The following is a 20,437-nucleotide window of genomic DNA, read 5'->3' on the forward strand; positions in this document are numbered from 1 at the left end:
CCATGATGAGTTAGTGGTCATGGCTGTATGTTAAACGCCACAGTGCGGAGAAAAGAATGAAGTTTATAGATGAAGCAGTTATCAAAGTTGATGCCGGTGACGGTGGTAACGGCGTAGTGAGTTTTCGTACTGAAAAGTACATTCCTAAAGGTGGTCCTGATGGCGGTGATGGTGGTGACGGCGGTGACGTTTACCTCTTTGCTGATGAAAACTTTAACACCCTGATCGATTATCGTTTTGAACGTTTCCATGCCGCAGAGCGTGGTGAAAATGGTCGTGGTGGTAACTGTACGGGTAAACGTGGTGCCGATAAAATACTGACAGTACCTGTAGGCACACGTGCAGTTGATGACGATACAGGTGAAGTGATTGCCGATCTGACTGAACACGGCATGAAAGTGATGGTTGCTAAAGGCGGTTTCCATGGCCTAGGTAACACCCGTTTTAAATCATCTGTAAACCGCGCACCTCGTCAAAAGACAATGGGGAGTTTAGGTGAGGTTCGTCATCTTCGCCTAGAATTGCTGCTTTTGGCTGATGTAGGTATGTTAGGTTTACCTAACGCAGGTAAATCGACCTTTATTCGCTCTGTATCGGCAGCTAAGCCGAAAGTAGCGGATTACCCATTCACTACGTTAGTACCAAGCTTAGGTGTTGTACGTGTTGATGCAGAGCGTAATTTCGTTGTTGCTGATATTCCTGGTCTGATTGAAGGTGCGGCAGACGGCGCTGGTTTAGGTATTCGTTTCCTTAAGCACCTAGAGCGTTGTCGTGTATTACTTCACATGATTGATCTACTGCCTGCTGATGGCTCTGATCCGGTAGAAAATGCATTCACTATCATCAATGAGCTTGAGCAATACAGTGATAAGCTAGGCAATAAGCCGCGTTGGATTGTATTTAACAAAGCTGACTTGCTTGATGAAGAAGAAGCGCAAGAGAAAATGACTGAAGTATTAGAAGCCCTTGCTTGGGAAGATAAGTACTACAGTATCTCTGCACTAAACCGTACCGGTACGAAAGAGCTAACGTATGATCTGATGGAAGCGATTGATGCTATGCCTAAGATCAAATACGAGCCAGAAGAGAAAGAAGATAAAGTTGACTTCAAGTGGGATGATTACCACGCTGAGCAAATTAAGAAAGCGCAGGATGAAGACGACGATGATGATTGGGATGATTGGAATGAAGATGATTACGATGTTGAAATCATCTACAAGCCATAATCAAGTCTGATTGTGTAGAGGAAGCCGTACCGTGAGGTACGGCTTTTTTTGTGCTTAATCAAAATGGATGCAGGAGTTATTCGGTACTCTAATAGGATAATAAATGCGCAATATTAATGGATGATAAATGGCAACTCATAAGGACGGTATTATTACTTCACTCTCAGAATCTGAACAAAGAGACATAACACGGCTTGTGATATCTGCAGGTCAACGTCTTTTACAGCATGGCGCAGAAAGTACCTTAGTGGCAGATGTGACAAGTCGACTTGGTTTGGCGCTTGGGGTTGAAAGTGTTGAGGTCTCATTATCTGCTAGTTCGATGGTGATCAGTACTCGTCATCAGGGGAGCTGTATTACGACTACAAGGCGTTGCCAAGATAGTGGGATCAATATGCAGATCGTGACGGACATTCAACGGATCTGTATTTTAACCGAGCGTGGACTGCTTGATCGTTATGATGTTCACCACAAATTAGAACAAATCCAACCTCAGCGTTATCACCGCTTATTGGTGATTATTATGATAGGTCTATCTTGTGCTTCTTTTAGCCGTTTAGCAGGGGGGGATTGGCCAGTTTTTTGCCTGACTTTTCTGGCTTCATCTATTGGTATGTTTGTTCGCCAAGAGATTGCACATTGTCATTTTAATCCTTTGATTAATTTTGCTTTTACCGCCTTTGTTACCACATTAATTTCAGGTCTTGGACAAGTTTATCAAATTGGTGATAAACCTTTTTTAGCGATGGCTTCGTCTGTACTGATGTTGGTACCGGGTTTTCCTTTGATCAATGCCGTTGCTGATATGGTAAAAGGTTACCCTTCAATGGGATTAGCACGGTGGACGATGGCGAGTTTACTAACACTTGCCGCTTGTATTGGTATTGTTGCTGCGATGAATGTGCTGGATGTGTGGGGATGGTTACTATGAATGATCTGATCTCACTAATGCTGGCGCTAGGTAATGATATGTTTTTCGCTATGATCCCAGCCGTTGGCTTTGCATTAGTCTTTAATGTCCCACCAAAGGCACTGAAATATTGTGCCATTGGAGGGGCGTTAGGGCATGGCACTCGTTTTCTTTTAATGCACTGGGGAATGCCTATTGAGTGGGCTACATTTGCAGCAGCTACTCTTGTTGGTATGATTGGTGTGCATTGGTCGCATCGCTTTTTAGCTCATCCCAAAGTCTTTACTGTCGCAGCAATGATCCCTATGGTACCTGGCGTTTTTACTTATAAAGCAATGATTGCGATTGTTGAAATTAATCATCGTGGTTTTTCAATGGAATTATGGGGAGTGATGATTGAGAATTTGCTTAAAGCGATCTTTATTGTTGCTGCATTAGCCATTGGGTTAGCTATGCCGGGATTATTGTTTTATCGCCGTCGACCTGTGGTGTAACCTATAGCATCACAAATATTAAAAAGGAGTTTCCTGAAGATGAAGATCAGTATGATCGCCGCAATGGCGCATGATCGAGTAATTGGCAAAGAAAATGCGATGCCATGGCATTTACCCGCTGATTTTGCTTGGTTTAAGCAATGTACTTTAGGAAAGCCTGTGATAATGGGGCGCAAAACGTTTGAATCTATTGGTCGCCCGCTTCCAGGTCGTCATAACATTGTGATCACCCGTAACCCTGAGTTTCATGCCGAAGGGATCACTGTTGTGAGCGATATAGAAGCTGCAATACAAGTCGCTGGTGATGTAGAAGAAGTAATGATCATCGGTGGTGGTAGTATTTACCAAGCGTGTTTACCAAAAGCGAATTGTCTTTATTTAACGTTTATTGATGCTAATTTAGACGGTGATACACGTTTCCCTGAATGGGGAGAGGGGTGGCATCAAGTGAAGTCTGAGCATTATGAAGCAGATGAAAAAAATGCTTATGCGATGGACTTTACGGTACTTGAACGCAATTAATCATACTGTTTAATAATGCCCATGCTAGTGGGCATTATTGGATAGGATAAAGTGGCAAGATTTAATAAATAGGGCATTCGGTAACAAAGCGTTGTCCGTCTTCCCAGCGTAACATAGTTAAACTGTTTCCCCACACGCACCCTGTATCAAGCCCAATACAATGCTTATCTTGATGTCCCATGAGTGCCGCCCAATGACCAAAGATAATGGTTTTCTCAATCGGCTCACTGCGCTTTACTTCAAACCACGGGATCAAGTTGCCAACTTCAGGGTTTCCTGGCTCTACTTTACACTGCATATCTAAACGTCCGTTAGGCTCGCAAAAGCGCATACGGGTAAAACTGTTGATGGTATAGCGGAGCTGATCTAATTCATTAAGTTCTTCTTGCCAAAAATCAGGGCCATCACCATACATATTTTCTAATAGCCATACATAACGTTCAGACTGAAGGATCGCTTCAACTCGGCGAGCTTGTTGACGCGCCGTCGCTAACGACCATTGTGGGCTAATGCCAGCGTGTACCATAACTAATGGAAAATCAGGATGTTCAGCCAGCAATGGTTGATGGCGTAGCCAATGAAGTAATTCTGGGCTATCGGGCGCGTCTAAAATGGCTTGAGTTTTATCACTCGGTTTTAAACGTGCGAAGCCATTTGAAGCGGCTAATAGGTGAAGATCATGATTACCGAGGATCACCTGTGCACTATTACCCAGTGCTTTTACAAAACGTAATGTTTCTAATGATTCAGGACCACGGGCGACAAGATCGCCAGCAAGCCAAAGGTGATCGTGCTTGGGATCAAAATGCGCTTGAGCAAGGAGTTTTTTTAGATCAGGTAAGCAGCCCTGAATATCACCAACAAGGTAGGTTGCCATATTGCTCTCATTATTGAGGAAAGTGAAAGTAAACAGCTAGTGAATAATGTTAGGCACAGCCAAACGAAAAGGGGCAATGTTAACTTTAAAGCTATTACCGTCCCCGTCTTCCATAATGTAATGTCCTTGCATCACACCAAGCGGGGTATCAATAATTGTACCACTGGTGTAGGTATAGTCATCACTTGCTTGAATTATGGGTTGTTTACCCACAACACCATCACCATCAATCACTAGTTTTTTGCCATTGGCATCGGTGATCAACCAGTGGCGTTTAAGCAATTGTGCTTGACCACGACCAAGATTATGAATAGTGATGGTATAGGAAAACACATAGCGACTCTTGTCAGGCTCGGATTGATCATCGAGGTAATGAGTAACGACATGACATTTTATGGTTGGGGGAGAAGTGGTACTCACAGACAACATCCTTTGTTTATGATCTCTTCTCATTTTAGCGTCATTCAACCACAAATAAAGAAAAACCCCGATAACCGTGAAGCTATCGGGGTTTTTGTGTAATCCACTTAAATGAGGTTAAGCTTTCGCATCTTTTTGGTAATTCGCATCAAGCCAGTTCGCCATTGCCACAAACTGTTCAACGGTAATGTTCTCTGGGCGATTGCCTGGGTTAACCCCCAGTGCTTCAAGTTGCTCTGCTGTAAAGAGTGCTTTATAGCAGTTACGAATCGTTTTACGACGTTGGTTAAAGCCTTCTCTACATACACGATCTAACCATTTTAGGTTGGTACATGGGAACGGCAACACTTCGTAAGGTGTTAGACGTACTACCGCTGAATCGACTTTTGGCGCAGGTACAAAAGATTCTGGCGGCACTTCAAGTACAGGCATCACGCGGCAGTAATACTGCGCCATTACCGTTAGGCGGCCATATGCTTTGCTACCAGGGCCTGCCGCAAGACGGTTAACCACTTCTTTTTGCAGCATAAAGTGCATATCTTCAACATCTTTGTGGAATTCAAAAATGTGGAACATTAAAGGGGTCGAAATGTTGTATGGCAAGTTACCAAAAATACGTAACTTATTATTTTCTTTAATAAGTTGCGTGAAGTCGAAACGCATTGCATCGCCTTGGTGGATCGTTAGCTTGGAAGCTAGATCTGGGTGACTTTCAAGGCGTTCTGCAAGATCGCGGTCGAGTTCGATAACAGTAAATTTATCAACAAGTTTACCAACTTGCTCGGTGATAGCACCCAGACCCGGACCGATTTCAACCAAGTTTTGACCTGGTAATGGGTTAATTGCTGACACTATGCCATCAATGATGTAAGGGTCTTTCAAAAAGTTCTGGCCAAAGCGCTTACGGGCGCGGTGACCTAGATGGACTTGATCGCTGCTCATGCTTGTTTATCTACCAATTCTAGGGCGTGAGATAGCGCTGTCCAAAGGCTACCTGTATCTGCCTGTCCGGTACCTGCGAGTTCCAGTGCGGTACCATGATCTACTGAAGTTCGGATGAAGGGCAATCCTAACGTAATGTTAACTGATTTACCGAAGCCTTTATATTTCAGCACCGGTAGCCCTTGATCGTGATACATGGCTAATACCGTATCGGCATCAGCTAAATATTTTTCTTGGAAAATAGTATCGGCCGGTAAAGGGCCGATAAGATCCATGTTTTCTTGCTGGCGTAATTGTTCAAGAGTAGGAGTAATAATATTTATTTCTTCCATCCCTAAGCAACCATCTTCACCAGCATGGGGGTTTAATCCACAGACATAAATTTTTGGTGACTCAATACCAAATTTACTGATTAAATCAGCGTGTAAAATACGAATCACCTGTTTTAATCTGTCTTCTGTAATTGCTTGTGATACATGACTTAGAGGGATATGAGTTGTCACTAACGCGACGCGTAATCCTTCGGTTGCTAGCATCATAACAACTTGTGCAGTGTCAGATTGTTGAGCAAAAAATTCAGTGTGGCCACTAAATGATACGCCAGCGCGGTTAATGACCCCTTTATGTACAGGGCCGGTGACAACGGCGGCGAATTCATCATTCATACACCCTTCTGCAGCACGTTTAAGCGTCGAGAGCACATACATGCCATTACGTTCATCTAACGTGCCAGCGACAACATCAACTGCAGTATTGATGTGCGCAACCGTCATCGTTCCTGCTTTATGTGGCAGGGCGGGTTGATCGGGCTGATAAGGTAAAATGGTTAGTGGTAAACCTAATTTAGCCGCACGTTCTACCATAACCTGCGCATCAGCACAAATAACAAGTTGGTGCGGCCAATTTTCTTGGCATAAGGCGATGACTAAATCTGGGCCTATTCCAGCAGGCTCACCGGGGGTGATTGCAATCCGTTGTGTGTCAGTCATGTCTTTATTTAGCCATTATTGGTTGTATTCATTGGTTCAATGTAAGCACCTGCACGTAGTTCTTGTAACCATGTCTGTGCTTCTTCATTGAATTTACGGTTAAAGATGATTTGTGCAGCACGGTTTTTCATTGCAGCATCCGTACGATCGACTTTGCGACGCCCTTCAACTTCAACAATGTGCCAACCAAATGCAGATTTAAACGGTTCACTGATTTTATCGATCGGTAGCGTTTCTACTTTTTCTTTAAATGCTGGAGCATACATATCTGGTACTTGCCAGCCTAGTTGACCACCATTTGCCGCTGAACCTGGATCTTCGCTGTAGGCTTTTGCTGCTGCCGCAAAGGTTTGTTTACCGCTAATAATATTTTGACGAATTTTCTCAAGCTCAGCTTTTGCTGCTGCATCACTTAGAATCATTGAAGGTTTGATTAAAATATGACGGGCTTTTACCTCAATAACAGAGACGTTTGGCATACCTTTTACATCGTTGATTTTTAAAATGTGGTAACCAACGCCACTACGGAATGGCCCAATGATCGCATCTTTACCGTTATTTTTAATCTGATCAGCAAAGACGGTTGGCATTTCTGCTTTACTCATCCAGCCCCATTCGCCCCCTTTTAGAGCTTTAGGTCCTTTTGAATAACGGTAAGCCAGTTGTGAAAAGTTTGCGCCTTTTTTAAGTTGAGCAACAATGTCTTCTGCTTCTTGCTTTGCTTTATCACGTGCTGCTTTATCAGCATCTTCATCAACCCGAATTTGAATTTGGCTAATGTTGTATTGCACGTTTTGTTGAGTTTGCTCGGCCATTTGTTTGGCTAAAGACTCAACTTCTTGTGGCAGAACGTTAACACGTTTACGAACAATAATGGTACGCGCTTCAGAGGCTAGCATATCGTTACGCATTTGCTCACGGAACATAGAGTAAGAAACTCCTGCTTTAGCAAGGCTTTGACGTAGTTGGTCTACGCTCATATTACGTTGTTTAGCCACATCGGCGATCGCTTGATCTAATTGACTGTCATCAATACGGATCCCTAGCTGCTGAGCTTGTTGGATCTGTAAGTTTTCAAGGATCAGTTGATCCATCACTTGCTGACGTAAAATGTTATTAGGCGGTAATTGTTGGTGCTCTTCAGCAGCGTTAAGACGAACAGTTTTTAGCATGGCGCTCACATCGCTTTGTAAGATCACGCCATCATTAACAGTCATCACAATTTGGTCAAGTTCCTGAGGTGCTGCCATGCTGGTTGCTGACATACCCATCATCATTAGACTAAGTACAGAATACTTCCACGTTTTCATTTATATTCCATCAGGTTATAAGGCGACACATGTGTCGCCTAACTATTAATTATTAAGAGTGAACGGATCGCCGTAAGATAAAATATTACCGCCATCATCCGATGATTGACCGAATGAAGGTCCGGCACCTTGTAAACCAAGTAAACTGAATGAGAAAGTGACATTGCTATCGTATTCAGTAAAATCTTGTGATATTGCATCTTTCGCGTAACGATTGTAGCTAAGCCCTATCATCCAGCATGCAGATGTGTAGGTGAAGCCAACTTTACTTTCAAGCATTTTGTTAACATTCATGTCTTGGTAGTAATCAGCTTTAACATCAACATTATCGCTAACTGGGAAGCCAATGGATAAACCTAACTGTGAAATACCGTCACGCTTATCTTTCGTGCCTGAAATGACAGGGTTCGGGTTGTTCACGTATTTTGTTAAGTAATCACTTGATACGTAACGGTAACTCGGTTGAACAAATACCCCACCATTACGGTACTCAACGGTCACATTACCTTGCTGAATGTCATTCTCACTTGAGTCATATTGCATTGCGCTCTTTAAGAACAGGTTATCATCAAGGTTAAATTCTGTTTCAATTGCTGTCGCTGAGTAACTTTTGGCTTCTTTATTATCAGTTCCTTGGTTAACAGGTTTATCGATATAGAAGATTTGACCCATGGATAGGGTAAATCGTTCCTTAAAATCTTCATCAAAGTAGCGTGTAGATGCGCCGACGGTGAACTGGTTCGCAGGAGCTATATAGTCGTTACCACTGTATGTCCGATCGCTAAATAAGCCGTAGTAATCTTGTTGTAAACGGGTTGAATCATAGCCGCCACCGATATAATCAAATGGGTTATAAATACCGTCTTGGTCAACATTTTTTACATAAAGGTATTGAATTTGTGGTTCTAAACTTTGGGTATAATGACTACCTAAAATGGAGGTATCACGCTCAAAGTATAAGCTACTGTTGACACGAAATTCAGGAACAACACGATTAACACTGTCTTTAAGAGCATCAAAATCTGAGTTTTTGCTTAACTCTTTTTTATCTTGGTTGTAATGAGCGTAGTTCACTTTTGCCTGAGTAGTTACAGACCACCAAGGTGTCGCGTAGGGAAGCGTTAATGTCGGCTCAAAAGTTATACGATCAGCGTCAGGCTTGAATATCGAACTATTCTCAAACTTACTGATACTCATTGGCATTTTAAAATCGAGACCGTAGCCGAGATCTGTTTTATAGTAAGTTGATGATAGTTGTGGCATTAAGCGATACGGTGAACGATTATCTGTTGATGATTCAGCTTCTTCAGGATCTTTTAAAAGCTGAAAATCACGGACCATTAACATCGTATCCCAGTTCGCATTTCGGTAAGATACTTCTGCCGTTTGAAGCAGGTTATTATCTTCACGCTCACCAATACTAGAATCTAAGCCTCGCTCAAAATATTTGTAATCACTGACTTTGCTGTAGTCGATATCAACTAACCAGTTTTTATCGATGATCCCACTGTGTGTCCATTGGAAGCCCCAATATTTACCCGTGTTGGGTTTATTGTCTGCCAATTGATAATCTACGTAATCGGCTTTTTTATCATGGCCCATGTACTCACCGACAACTTGGCCTTCACCTAATTCATTCAGGTAGCGGAATTTAGCCGTTGTTTGTAGACCACGGTGGTTCATGTATTTTGGTGTGATGGTCAAATCGTAGTTTGGCGCAATGTTCCAATAAAATGGCGCTTCATATTCCATACCATTACGTGAGCCATAGGTTAACGTTGGGTATAAGAAACCCGTCATACGCTCATCGGTTACAGGAATACGAAGCCACGGAAGATAGAATACCGGTACATTAAGTACTTCAAAGCGCGCGTTATATAAATCGGCAAAGGGTGAATCACCATCACGCTCCAAAGAGCCAGCAGCAAAGCGCCAACTTTTATCGCCTTCTGGACAGGTAGTGAAAGTACCATCTTTCATTTTGTAGAACTGAGTACCATCAACATTTTTCTTGTCGATTTGCTCTGCGTCACCGCGCCCTGGCTGGCAGGTCATACGATAAACAGCATCATCCATTTGTGAGTCTTTGGTATTTAGATCGCTATGGAGCTCTTTCGCTTCCATTTCTATACCACCGTCATGGTAGTAAACGTTGCCTTTTGCTGTAACAATATTTTGTGGTTGTTGAAGTGTCACAGTATCGGCAGCAATCGTACGCGTTCCTTGCTGAACAATAACGTCACCAGAATACACGGCTTTATGCTCATTTTTAGCTTGAACATTGTCAGCTTCAATGTGGATCGGTGTGTTTTTGGTATCTTCTTTACGGTCTTTTGGTGCTATACAAACACCACGTACCATAGCTAAAGGATCGTCATTAACGGCTGTTTTTGTTGTTTGATCTTCTGCTACTGCGTGTTTATCGTTGATATCTTTATCTAAAGATGTGGCATTTTCTTTGCGGTCTTTTGGCGAAATAAAAACGCCATCTGCCATAGCTAAAGGATCGTTATTAACGGCTGTTTTTGTTGTTTGATCTTCTGCTACAGCATGTTTACCGTTGATATCTTTATGTAAAGATGTGGCATCTTCTGCCATTGCCGGCCCATAAAGGGCAAGACCAATCATGGTGGCAAGTAAGCTGTGAGAGGTGAGTGACATCAGATTCAACATTCCTGTATCAGTTTGAGAGCAAGGCGAATAATTGCGCTTTTTACAAGCATTCCCGATAAATGACAGCTATCATAATGCAAATTCGACGCGACGGCATCTTTTCAGCGCATGCTGTTGGGTAAACATTGAAAAAATTTAACAAATTACCAGAGAGTATAGAATGCAGAAGACAGGTATATGGGGAAAAATTATTGGTGCGTTGCTTGGCCTCTCCATTGGAAAATTGCCTGGATTGTTGATTGGTTTATTTATTGGTCACCAGTTTGATAAGGCTTATGCTCGTCAGATGAATGGCGGTTTTGCCGGTTTTGGTCAGAACAGAGCCAGTAGTGCAGAGCAACAAGCAGAGTTTTTCCATGCTTGTTTTGCAGTAATGGGGCATGTCGCAAAAGCGAAAGGGCATGTGACAAAAGAGGAAATTCGTGTTGCAAGTGCGATTATGGATCGAATGGGGTTACAAGGCGAATCTCGACTTCAAGCGCAGAATGCGTTTCGTGAGGGAAAAGAAGATAACTTCCCATTAGAAGAGATGCTAAATCGTGTTCGTAGTCGTGCACGACGTGCTGATTTACTCCAATTTTTCTTAGAATTACAAATTCAAGCAGCATTTGCGGATGGTTCATTACATCCTAAAGAGCGTCAGTTACTGCATATTATTGCGCGATACCTTGGCTTTTCTGAAGCCCAGCTTGAACAACGCTTGCGTATGCAAGAAGCGGCGTTTCGTTTTCAACAAGGTGGTTTCCATCAGCAATATCAACAACAAGGCGGTGGTTTCCAAGCGCCTCCTAGTCGAGATCAATTAGCTGATGCATTTAATGTCTTAGGAGTTGATGAAAATGCCTCTGCGCAAGATGTGAAACGTGCTTATCGTAAACAGATGAATGAACACCATCCAGATAAACTCGCAGCGAAAGGGTTACCACCAGAAATGATGGAAATAGCGAAACAAAAAACCCAAGAGCTACAAGCTGCCTATGATTTGATCCGAAAAGAGAAAGGATTCAAATAATTGTTATTACGCTGAATAATAAATTGAAAAAGCGAGCTTGGTGCTCGCTTTTTTGTTTTTAAAGCTCTTAAACGAGGTTTTGCGGTTTGTTGTTACAAAAGCCATCAATATTTTCAATAAGTTGCTCTACCAGTGTTTGAATCGCGGAATCAGATCCCCATGCAACATGTGGGGTTAGTAATAGATTAGGCAAATGTGCCTGTTGTAATAATGGATTATCATCAGTTGGCGGCTCAGAAGTAAAAACATCACAGCCAGCGCCGGCAATTTTTTTATCGAGCAATGCATCGACTAAATCTTGCTCATTCACCAGTCCACCACGTCCGGTATTGATCAAAATAGCGTTAGGTTTCATCTGTGCCAGTTCTGTTTTTGCGATAAGATCTTCAGTGGTATCTGTTAGCGAGCAATGCAAGGTGATGATATCGGCTTGCTGTAATACGTCGTTAAACAGCGTATAGCCTTCACGACAGGTGGTGACGTGCTTGTGCTCTGCAAATAGCACCTTCATCCCCAGCGCGGTTGCAAGATTGGCTGTCGCTACCCCTAAGCTGCCTTTACCAACAATACCTATTGTTGAGCCTGCGATATCGCTAATTGGATGAGTGAAAAAGCAGAACTGTTGTTGTTTCTGCCACTCACCCGCGATGATATCTTGCTGATAGCCCATTAAATTACGTTTTAGCGCAAAGATCATTGCGAGCACGTGTTCAGGAACAGAGCGAGTCGCATAACCTCGAATATTGGAAACCGGAATGTTATGGCGGTGACAATAATCGACATCGACGTTATTGGTTCCTGTCGCACCGATGGCAATAAATTTCAGGTTTGGCAGCTGAGATAAAATATCAGCAGTGAGTTGGACTTTGTTAGAAATGACGATAGTTGCGTGTTGCAGACGTTCAATGACTTGAGATGGCGATGTACGTTGATATTCAATCCATTGATGAGCAGATTGTGGGCGAGGAATATCAATGTGTGCTGGGATAGTAGCACGATCTAAAAATACAATATGTTCCACTGTTAGACTCCATGGAACCTTTGTTCCGCTTGGTGTGAAAAGAAGAATGCTAGTTTAGGTTTTTGCTTGTTAAAACAAAGCTAGCATTCTTTTTTATCGTGATCTAACTTCCGTGTGATAGTTGCTGATTACTCAGTGGTTTTATTTACTAAAAATCGTTTGTGTTGGCGCTTCTGGATAAAACTCACAAGGGGCAAACAAATGCATCGGTTGATCACTTCCTGGATGCGTAAAAGTCAGTTCTGCTGCGTGTAACAGTAAACGAGGAGAGGCTACCATTGCTTCCTCATTAGCATAAAACTTATCGCCTAAAATCGGATGACCTAATGCTTGCATGTGAACACGCAATTGGTGAGAACGACCTGTTACGGGCAGTAAACGGACCAAGGTTGTTTTCTCATCACGGCTTAAGACTTCATAATGCGTTACAGAAGGCTTGCCATCGTCAAAACATACTTTTTGGCGTGGACGGTTAGGCCAATCACAGATCAAGGGAAGATCCACGGTTCCTGTGTCTTGTTCGATATGTCCCCACACACGAGCGTAATACACTTTTTGTGTTTCTCGCTCACGAAACTGGGCTTTTAAATGACACTCCGCTTTTTTGTTTAGAGCCAGCACAATTAAGCCTGATGTCCCCATATCTAAACGGTGCACAATTTGTGACTTAGGGTATTTTTCAAGAACGCGAGCAAATATGCTGTCGTGATGCTCTGGTGCACGTCCTGGGTTTGAGAGTATGCCAGCAGGCTTATTAACGGCGATGATGTCGCTATCAAGAAAAAGAGTATCCAACCACGGATCGGTAGGTGGATTGTAGTTCAACACTGGCAATGGTTTCATGATGCACTCGTAGGATAGGTATGAATAACAACGGGGCGAATATTAATATGAATAATAGTAAATTGGTATGCTTGGTGATGTGATTAAAGAAAAAAGCCGTGAATATCAGTAATGACATTCACGGCCTTAATTTAGTTATGATGAGTTATTGATCAGTTATGGCTAACAACGATCAAACGCAGTGAATCAAGCTGGATTTGTGCTTTTTCAATGTAGTTAGTTAACTCAATGATTTGGCTTTCAATTAGCTCTAATTCGTCATCACGAATATTCGGATTAACCGCTTTCAGGGCTTGAAGGCGATCAAGCTCAGCGCGCAACGTGTTTTCCATTTCAGCTTGTGCTTGGCTTCGTACGACATCAAGCTCTTTGCTGATCTCGCGCTCTGCGTGCTCAATCAGAGTATGAATATCTTTTTGAACCGAGTTAACGAGCTTACTGCCAAGGTGACGATTGACTGGGCTAAGTTGGCGGTTAAAGCCTTCAAATTCAACGTTAGCTGATAGGTTATTACCTTTACCATCAAGTAAAATACGGATCGGTGTTTTGGGTAAGAAACGACCAATACCTGATTGCTTAGGTGCTTGAGCGTCAACCACATAGATAAGCTCAAGTAGCAGTGTACCAACAGGCAGTGCTTTGTTTTTCAACAATGACACCGCTGTCGTACCTACGCCTTCACTTAGCAGTAATTCAATACCGCCTTGGATCATTGGGTGTTCCCAGCTGATGAAGTTGATATCTTCACGAGAAAGTGCAGTATCACGTTCAAAAGTGATGGTACAACCGTCGTAAGGAAGGCCTGGATAACTTGCCACCATCATGTGCTCTGATGGGGTCACAACAATTGCGTTTTCGCCTTTGTCATCTTGGTTTAAACCAATGGTATCAAACAAGCCCAGTGCGAAAGTCACAAGGTTAGTATCACCATCTTTAGCGCTGATCTTCTCAACCAACTGCTGAGCTTCTTCGCCCCCATTAGAATGGATTTCTAATAGGCGATCACGACCTTGCTCTAACTTGGTTTTAAGCTCATTGTGCATTTCAGCACTGCGCTGAATAACGGATTCAAGCGCTTCAAGATCGTGTTTGTCACTGGCAAGCAAGGTGATCAGATCTTCACATACCGCTTCATAGACAGCACGGCCAGTCGGACAGGTTTCCTCAAAGGCATTTAAGCCTTCGTTGAACCAACGCGCTAATAGTGCTTGAGAAGTGCCTTCTAGGTAAGGCACATGAATTTCTATCTCACGCTTTTGACCAATACGATCCAAACGACCAATACGTTGCTCAAGTAAATCAGGGTTGCTTGGTAAATCGAACATCACCAATTGGTTTGCAAACTGGAAGTTACGACCTTCTGAACCGATTTCAGAACATAATAGTACCTGAGCGCCATCATCTTCTTGGGCAAAGTAAGCCGCCGCTTTATCACGTTCGATAATCGACATTCCTTCGTGGAACACAGTAGCACGGATGCCTTCACGTTCACGTAATGCTTGTTCTAAGGTTAATGCGGTTTGCGCACGAGAACAAATCACCAACACTTTCTCGTTACGGTTGGCTTTTAGCATATCAAGTAGCCAGTTAACACGAGGATCAAAGTTCCACCATGTTGCTGATTCACCTTCAAATTCTTGGTAGATATCTTCCGGGTAAAGTAGCTTGATCGCTTTCTCATTGATACCCATTTTACCGCCCATCATTGCCGCAACGCGCATGGCTGTGGTGTATTGGGTTGGCATTGCTAACGGGTACATATTCAGGTGACGCTGAGGGAAACCTGTGATTGCTGAGCGGGTATTACGGAACAATACGCGGCCCGTACCGTGGCGATCCATCAAGTTGTTGATCAATTCATGACGCGCCGCTAATGCTTCAGGATCGTCTTGAGCTGAATCTTCGATCACACGTAACATTGGCTCGATATCTTGCTCAGATAGCAGCTCGGTTAAGGTGTTTTTCGCATCATCATTCAGTTTTTCACCAGCAAGCAGTTGGGTTACAGCATCAGCAACGGGTTCGTATTGACGCTCTTCTTCAACAAAGGCTTCATAGTCGTAAAAACGATCAGGATCAAGAATACGTAAGCGTGCGAAGTGGCTTTCACGACCTAATTGCTCTGGTGTGGCGGTTAGTAGCAGCACACTTGGCGTTTTTTCTGCTAAGGCTTCAATCACTTGGTACTGACGACTAGGCTTATCTTCACTCCACTCAAGGTGGTGGGCTTCATCGACAACCAATAGATCCCAATCAGCATCTAGCGCTTGTTCAAAACGACGACGGCTTTTACGTAAAAAGTCTAATGAACACAATACATATTGCGCGGTATCAAATGGGTTAGCGGCATCAGCAAATGCTTCAACACAACGCTCTTCATCAAAGATAGAAAAGTGCAGGTTAAAACGACGCATCATTTCAACTAGCCATTGATGTTGTAGGGTTTCAGGAACCACGATCAGAATACGTTCAGCACGGCCTGATAGAACCTGCTGGTGGATGATCATACCGGCTTCAATGGTTTTACCTAAACCGACTTCATCGGCAAGGAGAACACGCGGCGCATAGCGACGACCGACTTCGTGAGCAATATATAACTGGTGTGGGATCAAACCTGCACGCATACCGCATAAACCACGTAATGGGCTTTTTAGTTGCTCGTATTGGTTTTTCAGCGCGCGGTAACGCAGTGCAAAACGATCCATGCGATCAATTTGACCTGCAAATAATTTATCTTGCGGTTTATTGAAACGAATTTGGTGGCTTAAGAAAAGTTCACGTAGCGCGACATTTTCTTCTTCTGTGTCGGTACGCGTACCTACGTAGGTGATCACGCCTTTATCTTCGTTGATCGCTTCTACCTTTAGTGACCAACCCTCATGGCTTTCAATCACATCACCAACGTTAAACATGACACGGGTAACAGGGGCATCATTACGTGCATATAGGCGATTTTCTTCTGATGCGGGGAACATCAAGGTAACCGTTCTTGGTTCAAGAGCGACAACGGTACCTAGACCTAAATCACTTTCTGTATCACTGATCCAACGTTGACCCAAAGCAAATGGCATAGTGGTAGAAACCTTCTAATTATTTGATATCAAAGAGACTGCAATAAGCTGTGCAAAGTATTAATAAGCTACACTGAAGATAAGTGTACGCTAGAATTTAAAATTTGTGCATAGCTCAAAAAGGGGACTCATGTTACTGCATGATGTGATTAAGGTCACGGTGAAAGTGATGAAAATCGGTCACAGTAAAATCATCATAAAACTTTCATCTACCGAGGGCTTAATAAGAAAGACGTCATAATTAAACCAGATGGGTAATTTTGACGTAAGCTAATAGAGTGATAGCTTAATTATCGCTGTCCAGACTACCAAGGAGGTGCCTATGGACGACGCCGAACGGAAACTGTTTGTACTTGATACAAATATTCTGCTTCATGAACCTCTGGCGTTCTTTTCTTTTCAGGAACACGACGTGGTTATTCCCATGACGGTTCTGGAAGAATTGGACAGAATTAAAGACAGTAAGCGTGATGTTTCTCGTGATGCTCGAGTCGCGATACGTGCGCTTGAAGATATATTCCACGACGCACCACCAGAGCAAATTTCGGCTGGTATTCCTTTCAACGACAAAGTGGCTCATAGCGGTACTATTGCTATTTTTGCTGACTATGAAGTAAAACAAACCGTCCATGCCTTTAGTGATAAGGCGGGTGACAATCGTATTCTTAATAGCGTTCTCTTTCTGCAACAAAAACATGCACCACGTTCTGTGGTATTAGTGACTAAAGACATCAACATGCGACTGCGTGCCAAAGGTGCAGGCGTCTTGTATGTTGATGATTATCGTACCGATCAGTTGATTGATGATGTCGCATTATTAACCAAAGGCTTTCATCGCTATCAAGGCGATTTTTGGGAAAATGTTGCTGAGTGTCAGTCGGAAAATAGAGGTCGTTCAACTTTACATACCTTACCTAAAAACTTATTTGAAACTCCCTTTGTTAATCAATATCTACTGGATGAAGGCAATGATTTTGCTGCTAGAATTCAAAGTATTGATGATGAAAGTGTCACCATTAAAGACATTAGCCAAGAGCGACTAATGCATCGACAAGCTTGGGGCGTTAATCCTAAAAATATTTATCAAGGGATGGCGCTAGATGCAATGCTTGATCCTCGGATTGATTTAGTGATCTTAACGGGTCCTGCTGGCTGTGGTAAAACCATTTTAGCAATGGCTGCAGCACTTGAGCAGGTCATTGAAAAAGGGATGTATGACAAAATTATTGTCACTCGTAATACACCCGAAATCGCTGAGTCGATTGGTTTCCTACCGGGTACCGAAGAAGAAAAAATGATGCCATGGCTGGCAGCGGTTACCGATACTATGGAAGCACTTCATAAGCATGATGTTTGTACTGATGGCTCAATGAAGTACATTTTTGATAAAGCCAATATTCAATTTAAATCGATTAACTTTATGCGTGGGCGTTCTATTCAAAATGCCTTTGTTTTACTCGATGAGTGTCAAAACTTAACAGCGTCACAAATTAAAACCATTATTACCCGATGTGGTGAAGGCACAAAAATTGTGTGTTCGGGTAACCTTGCTCAAATTGATTCCAACTATCTATCCCCAGTGACCTCGGGATTAACCTATATTGTTGAGCGCTTTAAAAACTTTGAAGGTAGCGCCAATATTTATCTCAACGGGGTGGTTCGAAGCCGTCTAGCTGAATTTGCCGAAGAAAATCTTTAATCACTAGCAAGAAGAATAAGAAAAGCGAGCACATTGGGTGCTCGCTTTTTTGTTTATATTGTTACTTATTGCATTCTGCGGTTATGTTTCTGGTAGGGTTAAACCGAGATAGTTTTTAAGCTCAGGTAATACGGGATTAGATAAAACATCACAGGTTTCTCCTACCGCTTTGATAGTACCTTCATTAATAAAAATACATTTATTGGCAATTTTTTCGGCATCTTCAGGACTATGAGTGATCATCAATACCGTCATATTACGGGTTGTGGCTAATTGCTTAACGAGGTTTAACATCTCCGCACGCAGTGCAGGGTCAAGGGCCGAAAATGGTTCATCAAGCAGTAGCAAAGGGCGCTCTCGTAATAAACATCGCGCTAATGCTACTCGCTGACGTTGCCCGCCAGAAAGCTGCTCAGGTAAACGCTCAAGATAGGTATCAATCCCCACTTGTTTCGCTGAATTAGTCACTCGCTGTTTTTGCTCTGCGGTAAGTTTAAGGTTTGGGTTGATACCTAACGCAATGTTTTCAAATACACTGAGGTGAGGAAATAAATTGTGCTCTTGAAATAACATCGAGAGTGGACGTTGCGCAGGCTCTAGCTGACAGATAGATTGGCTATTAACGGTGATCTCACCGCTATCAGGGACGAGAAAGCCAGCAATGAGTGCGAATAAGGTACTTTTACCTGCGCCACTTGGGCCAATGAGTGCAGCGATATCTCCCTGCTCAAGCTGAACATCAAAGCTCAACGCCATCGCAACCTCATTTTTGTGTTGAGGTAAGTAGGTATAGTTGAGTTGATTAATGTTTAGCATGATGAACTCCTTGGCGATGGCGATGGCGATGGCGAGTAACAACAAGATACTCGACGGCACTAAATAAACCTAAGCTGAGTAACAGTAAAACCAGTGCAGCAACAGCAGCAGCATCCATTCGGTAACTGCCCATTAGTTCAAATAAATACAGTGGCAGCGTTTGAAAGTCTTGACTGCCAAATAATGCAATCGCACCTAAATCCCCCAGAGATAAGACAAAGCTAATAGCGAGAGCTTGGGCAATAGGGGCACGTAACGCACGCCACTCAACCAAACGTAATCGCGATAGATGCGTCATCCCTAAACTGCGACATAACGGATTATATTGCTGCGCGAGGTGGAGCATTGGTTGACTTAATGTTTTGATTACATAGGGCAGTGCCATTAGGGCATTAACACAGACCACAACCCAAAACGCAGCACTGTAAGCATCAGTATATTGGCGCAGTAAAAGAAAAATACCAGTACTTAACACTAACCCAGGTGTCACTAAAATCACTGTGCCGATCATTTCAATCCCGTCAGCAGCCAGTTTTTTACGTGCTAAGCGTAAGCTACGACTCGTGATGAGGATCATGACGCCAAGACAAAATGCTAATAAGCAGGAAAATAGTGCGATATGGAGTGAGTTAGTGATTGCTGACCATAACTGCTTTTGTTCTAAGATATTAAATAATTGATGGTTAATACCCGATACAAAGACGGCAATGATCGGTGGTATAACAAACACTAACGCACTGATGATCCAGAATACATCCCAACATTTAGCGCGCCATGTATCGTTATAATTCACTACCTTTTTGCTGATAGAGCCGTTTAGGGTAGAAAGCGGTTTAGCAAAACGTTGGGTAAAAAGCACTAATGAGCAGCAAAGTAGCATTTGCCATAAGGCTAAAATCGCACCTGTCGCTAAATCAAAGTCATAACGCAACGCTTGATATATGGCGAGCTCGATAGTGGTTGATTTAGGACCACCGCCAAGCGACATGATCACGGCAAAGCTGGTAAAGCACAACATAAAGACTAAACCCGCGATATGCGGCAGTTGTTGGCGTAGTCGAGGCCATGCAATTAAGCGAAATTTACTCCAGCCAGTAATACTTAAATGCGCTGCAAGCTGATGTTGCTCTGCAGGGATACCATCGAGACTTTGCAGTAGAAAACGCACGGTCAGTGGCAGGTTTAAAAATACGTGAGCCAGTAAAATCCCGCTTAAACCGTAAATGTTTAATGGCGGTAAGCCTAGTATTTCTAGGTTATGGCTGATCAATCCACTTTTGCCATAAATCGATAATAACCCAAAAACAGCAACCAATACGGGTATCACGAGCGTCATCGCAAATAAACGTAATAGCAGAGCTTTTCCTACAAACTGCCGTCGTGAGAGTGCATAAGCAATGGGAATCGCTGGGATGATGCTAAATAGAGTCGACAAGATGGCTTGATAGAAGCTAAATCCAGTTACATGTCGCAGATAAGGATCATGCCATAGTGTTGATAGTTGCCAGTCGTTAGCTTGGCTGATTAAGGCGGTGAGCGCGGCAACAACAACAAAAGTGATCAGCCCGGCACTGATAATGCCGGGCAATAAGGTAATGCGTTTGTTCAAAGT

Annotated in this window: 17 protein-coding genes; 6 read left to right on the top strand and 11 right to left on the bottom strand. The window is 43.0% G+C overall.

The window, feature by feature from the left end; genetic code table 11:
* Nucleotides 1–56: 56 nt before the first annotated feature.
* From cgtA to folA, 4 genes are all read left to right on the top strand, one after another.
* Nucleotides 57–1,226, top strand: coding sequence for an Obg family GTPase CgtA (gene cgtA, locus C9J41_RS14735; RefSeq protein ID WP_005369899.1), 1,170 nt, complete (start codon nt 57–59; stop codon nt 1,224–1,226).
* A 127-nt stretch (nt 1,227–1,353) separates the two neighbouring features.
* Nucleotides 1,354–2,157: a threonine/serine exporter ThrE family protein gene (locus C9J41_RS14740; protein WP_107207627.1), complete on the top strand. Its 804-nt coding sequence runs from the start codon at nt 1,354–1,356 to the stop codon at nt 2,155–2,157.
* Entirely contained in the window at nt 2,154–2,630 is a 477-nt protein-coding gene (locus tag C9J41_RS14745; RefSeq protein WP_045083540.1) for a threonine/serine exporter family protein, read from the top strand. Before C9J41_RS14740 ends, C9J41_RS14745 begins: the two co-directional genes overlap by 4 nt.
* 39 nt (nt 2,631–2,669) lie before the next feature.
* Entirely contained in the window at nt 2,670–3,152 is a 483-nt protein-coding gene (folA, locus tag C9J41_RS14750; RefSeq protein ID WP_107247490.1) for a type 3 dihydrofolate reductase, read from the top strand.
* A 61-nt stretch (nt 3,153–3,213) separates the two neighbouring features.
* Here folA and C9J41_RS14755 read toward each other — a convergent pair whose 3' ends face one another.
* From C9J41_RS14755 to lptD, 6 genes are all read right to left on the bottom strand, one after another.
* A complete protein-coding gene (locus C9J41_RS14755) occupies nt 3,214–4,029 on the bottom strand; it encodes a symmetrical bis(5'-nucleosyl)-tetraphosphatase (protein WP_107294725.1) in 816 nt (271 codons plus the stop codon).
* 36 nt (nt 4,030–4,065) lie between these two features.
* On the bottom strand, nt 4,066–4,449 hold the full coding sequence (gene apaG / locus C9J41_RS14760; RefSeq protein ID WP_107207630.1) for a Co2+/Mg2+ efflux protein ApaG: 384 nt from the start codon (nt 4,447–4,449) through the stop codon (nt 4,066–4,068).
* A 117-nt stretch (nt 4,450–4,566) separates the two neighbouring features.
* The gene (gene rsmA, locus C9J41_RS14765) at nt 4,567–5,391 is read right to left on the bottom strand and encodes a 16S rRNA (adenine(1518)-N(6)/adenine(1519)-N(6))-dimethyltransferase RsmA (protein WP_107207631.1); all 825 of its coding nucleotides are present in this window, start codon (nt 5,389–5,391) and stop codon (nt 4,567–4,569) included.
* Nucleotides 5,388–6,380, bottom strand: a complete 993-nt coding sequence (pdxA, locus tag C9J41_RS14770; protein ID WP_107207632.1) for a 4-hydroxythreonine-4-phosphate dehydrogenase PdxA — start codon at nt 6,378–6,380, stop codon at nt 5,388–5,390. Before pdxA ends, rsmA begins: the two co-directional genes overlap by 4 nt.
* A gap of 8 nt (nt 6,381–6,388) precedes the next feature.
* Nucleotides 6,389–7,690, bottom strand: a complete 1,302-nt coding sequence (gene surA / locus C9J41_RS14775; RefSeq protein ID WP_107290979.1) for a peptidylprolyl isomerase SurA — start codon at nt 7,688–7,690, stop codon at nt 6,389–6,391.
* A gap of 45 nt (nt 7,691–7,735) precedes the next feature.
* Nucleotides 7,736–10,351 (bottom strand): LPS assembly protein LptD, encoded by a 2,616-nt coding sequence (gene lptD / locus C9J41_RS14780; protein WP_369917599.1) that lies wholly within the window; start codon nt 10,349–10,351, stop codon nt 7,736–7,738.
* A gap of 172 nt (nt 10,352–10,523) precedes the next feature.
* Here lptD and djlA point away from each other — a divergent pair, with 172 nt between their 5' ends.
* Nucleotides 10,524–11,375 (top strand): co-chaperone DjlA, encoded by an 852-nt coding sequence (djlA, locus tag C9J41_RS14785; RefSeq protein ID WP_107207634.1) that lies wholly within the window; start codon nt 10,524–10,526, stop codon nt 11,373–11,375.
* 67 nt (nt 11,376–11,442) lie between these two features.
* Here djlA and C9J41_RS14790 read toward each other — a convergent pair whose 3' ends face one another.
* The 3 genes from C9J41_RS14790 to rapA all read right to left on the bottom strand — a co-directional run bounded on the left by C9J41_RS14790 (nt 11,443) and on the right by rapA (nt 16,310).
* Nucleotides 11,443–12,396, bottom strand: coding sequence for a D-2-hydroxyacid dehydrogenase (locus C9J41_RS14790; protein ID WP_107294726.1), 954 nt, complete (start codon nt 12,394–12,396; stop codon nt 11,443–11,445).
* Between the two features lie 141 nt (nt 12,397–12,537).
* Nucleotides 12,538–13,230, bottom strand: a complete 693-nt coding sequence (gene rluA, locus C9J41_RS14795) for a bifunctional tRNA pseudouridine(32) synthase/23S rRNA pseudouridine(746) synthase RluA (RefSeq protein WP_233220415.1) — start codon at nt 13,228–13,230, stop codon at nt 12,538–12,540.
* A 161-nt stretch (nt 13,231–13,391) separates the two neighbouring features.
* Nucleotides 13,392–16,310: an RNA polymerase-associated protein RapA gene (gene rapA / locus C9J41_RS14800; protein ID WP_107247486.1), complete on the bottom strand. Its 2,919-nt coding sequence runs from the start codon at nt 16,308–16,310 to the stop codon at nt 13,392–13,394.
* Between the two features lie 322 nt (nt 16,311–16,632).
* Between rapA and C9J41_RS14805 the strand changes: the two genes are divergently transcribed.
* On the top strand, nt 16,633–18,009 hold the full coding sequence (locus tag C9J41_RS14805; protein WP_107294728.1) for a PhoH family protein: 1,377 nt from the start codon (nt 16,633–16,635) through the stop codon (nt 18,007–18,009).
* Nucleotides 18,010–18,090: 81 nt separating this feature from the next.
* On the opposite strand, the gene thiQ is transcribed toward C9J41_RS14805, so the two are convergent.
* On the bottom strand, nt 18,091–18,825 hold the full coding sequence (thiQ, locus tag C9J41_RS14810) for a thiamine ABC transporter ATP-binding protein (RefSeq protein WP_107207638.1): 735 nt from the start codon (nt 18,823–18,825) through the stop codon (nt 18,091–18,093).
* Nucleotides 18,812–20,434, bottom strand: a complete 1,623-nt coding sequence (gene thiP, locus C9J41_RS14815; protein WP_107294729.1) for a thiamine/thiamine pyrophosphate ABC transporter permease ThiP — start codon at nt 20,432–20,434, stop codon at nt 18,812–18,814. Before thiP ends, thiQ begins: the two co-directional genes overlap by 14 nt.
* Between the last annotated feature and the right edge of the window lie 3 nt (nt 20,435–20,437).

The sequence above is a fragment of the Photobacterium sp. GB-50 genome, from assembly GCF_003026755.1.
GTDB lineage: Bacteria > Pseudomonadota > Gammaproteobacteria > Enterobacterales > Vibrionaceae > Photobacterium.

Excerpts from the sequence above, each read along its gene's own strand:
- cgtA (WP_005369899.1), top strand. The coding sequence starts at position 57 with ATGAAGTTTATAGATGAAGCAGTTATCAAAGTTGATGCCGGTGACGGT.
- C9J41_RS14740 (WP_107207627.1), top strand. The coding sequence starts at position 1,354 with ATGGCAACTCATAAGGACGGTATTATTACTTCACTCTCAGAATCTGAA.
- C9J41_RS14745 (WP_045083540.1), top strand. The coding sequence starts at position 2,154 with ATGAATGATCTGATCTCACTAATGCTGGCGCTAGGTAATGATATGTTT.
- folA (WP_107247490.1), top strand. The coding sequence starts at position 2,670 with ATGAAGATCAGTATGATCGCCGCAATGGCGCATGATCGAGTAATTGGC.
- C9J41_RS14755 (WP_107294725.1), bottom strand. The coding sequence starts at position 4,029 with ATGGCAACCTACCTTGTTGGTGATATTCAGGGCTGCTTACCTGATCTA.
- rsmA (WP_107207631.1), bottom strand. The coding sequence starts at position 5,391 with ATGAGCAGCGATCAAGTCCATCTAGGTCACCGCGCCCGTAAGCGCTTT.
- pdxA (WP_107207632.1), bottom strand. The coding sequence starts at position 6,380 with ATGACTGACACACAACGGATTGCAATCACCCCCGGTGAGCCTGCTGGA.
- surA (WP_107290979.1), bottom strand. The coding sequence starts at position 7,690 with ATGAAAACGTGGAAGTATTCTGTACTTAGTCTAATGATGATGGGTATG.
- lptD (WP_369917599.1), bottom strand. The coding sequence starts at position 10,351 with ATGTCACTCACCTCTCACAGCTTACTTGCCACCATGATTGGTCTTGCC.
- djlA (WP_107207634.1), top strand. The coding sequence starts at position 10,524 with ATGCAGAAGACAGGTATATGGGGAAAAATTATTGGTGCGTTGCTTGGC.
- rapA (WP_107247486.1), bottom strand. The coding sequence starts at position 16,310 with ATGCCATTTGCTTTGGGTCAACGTTGGATCAGTGATACAGAAAGTGAT.
- C9J41_RS14805 (WP_107294728.1), top strand. The coding sequence starts at position 16,633 with ATGGACGACGCCGAACGGAAACTGTTTGTACTTGATACAAATATTCTG.
- thiQ (WP_107207638.1), bottom strand. The coding sequence starts at position 18,825 with ATGCTAAACATTAATCAACTCAACTATACCTACTTACCTCAACACAAA.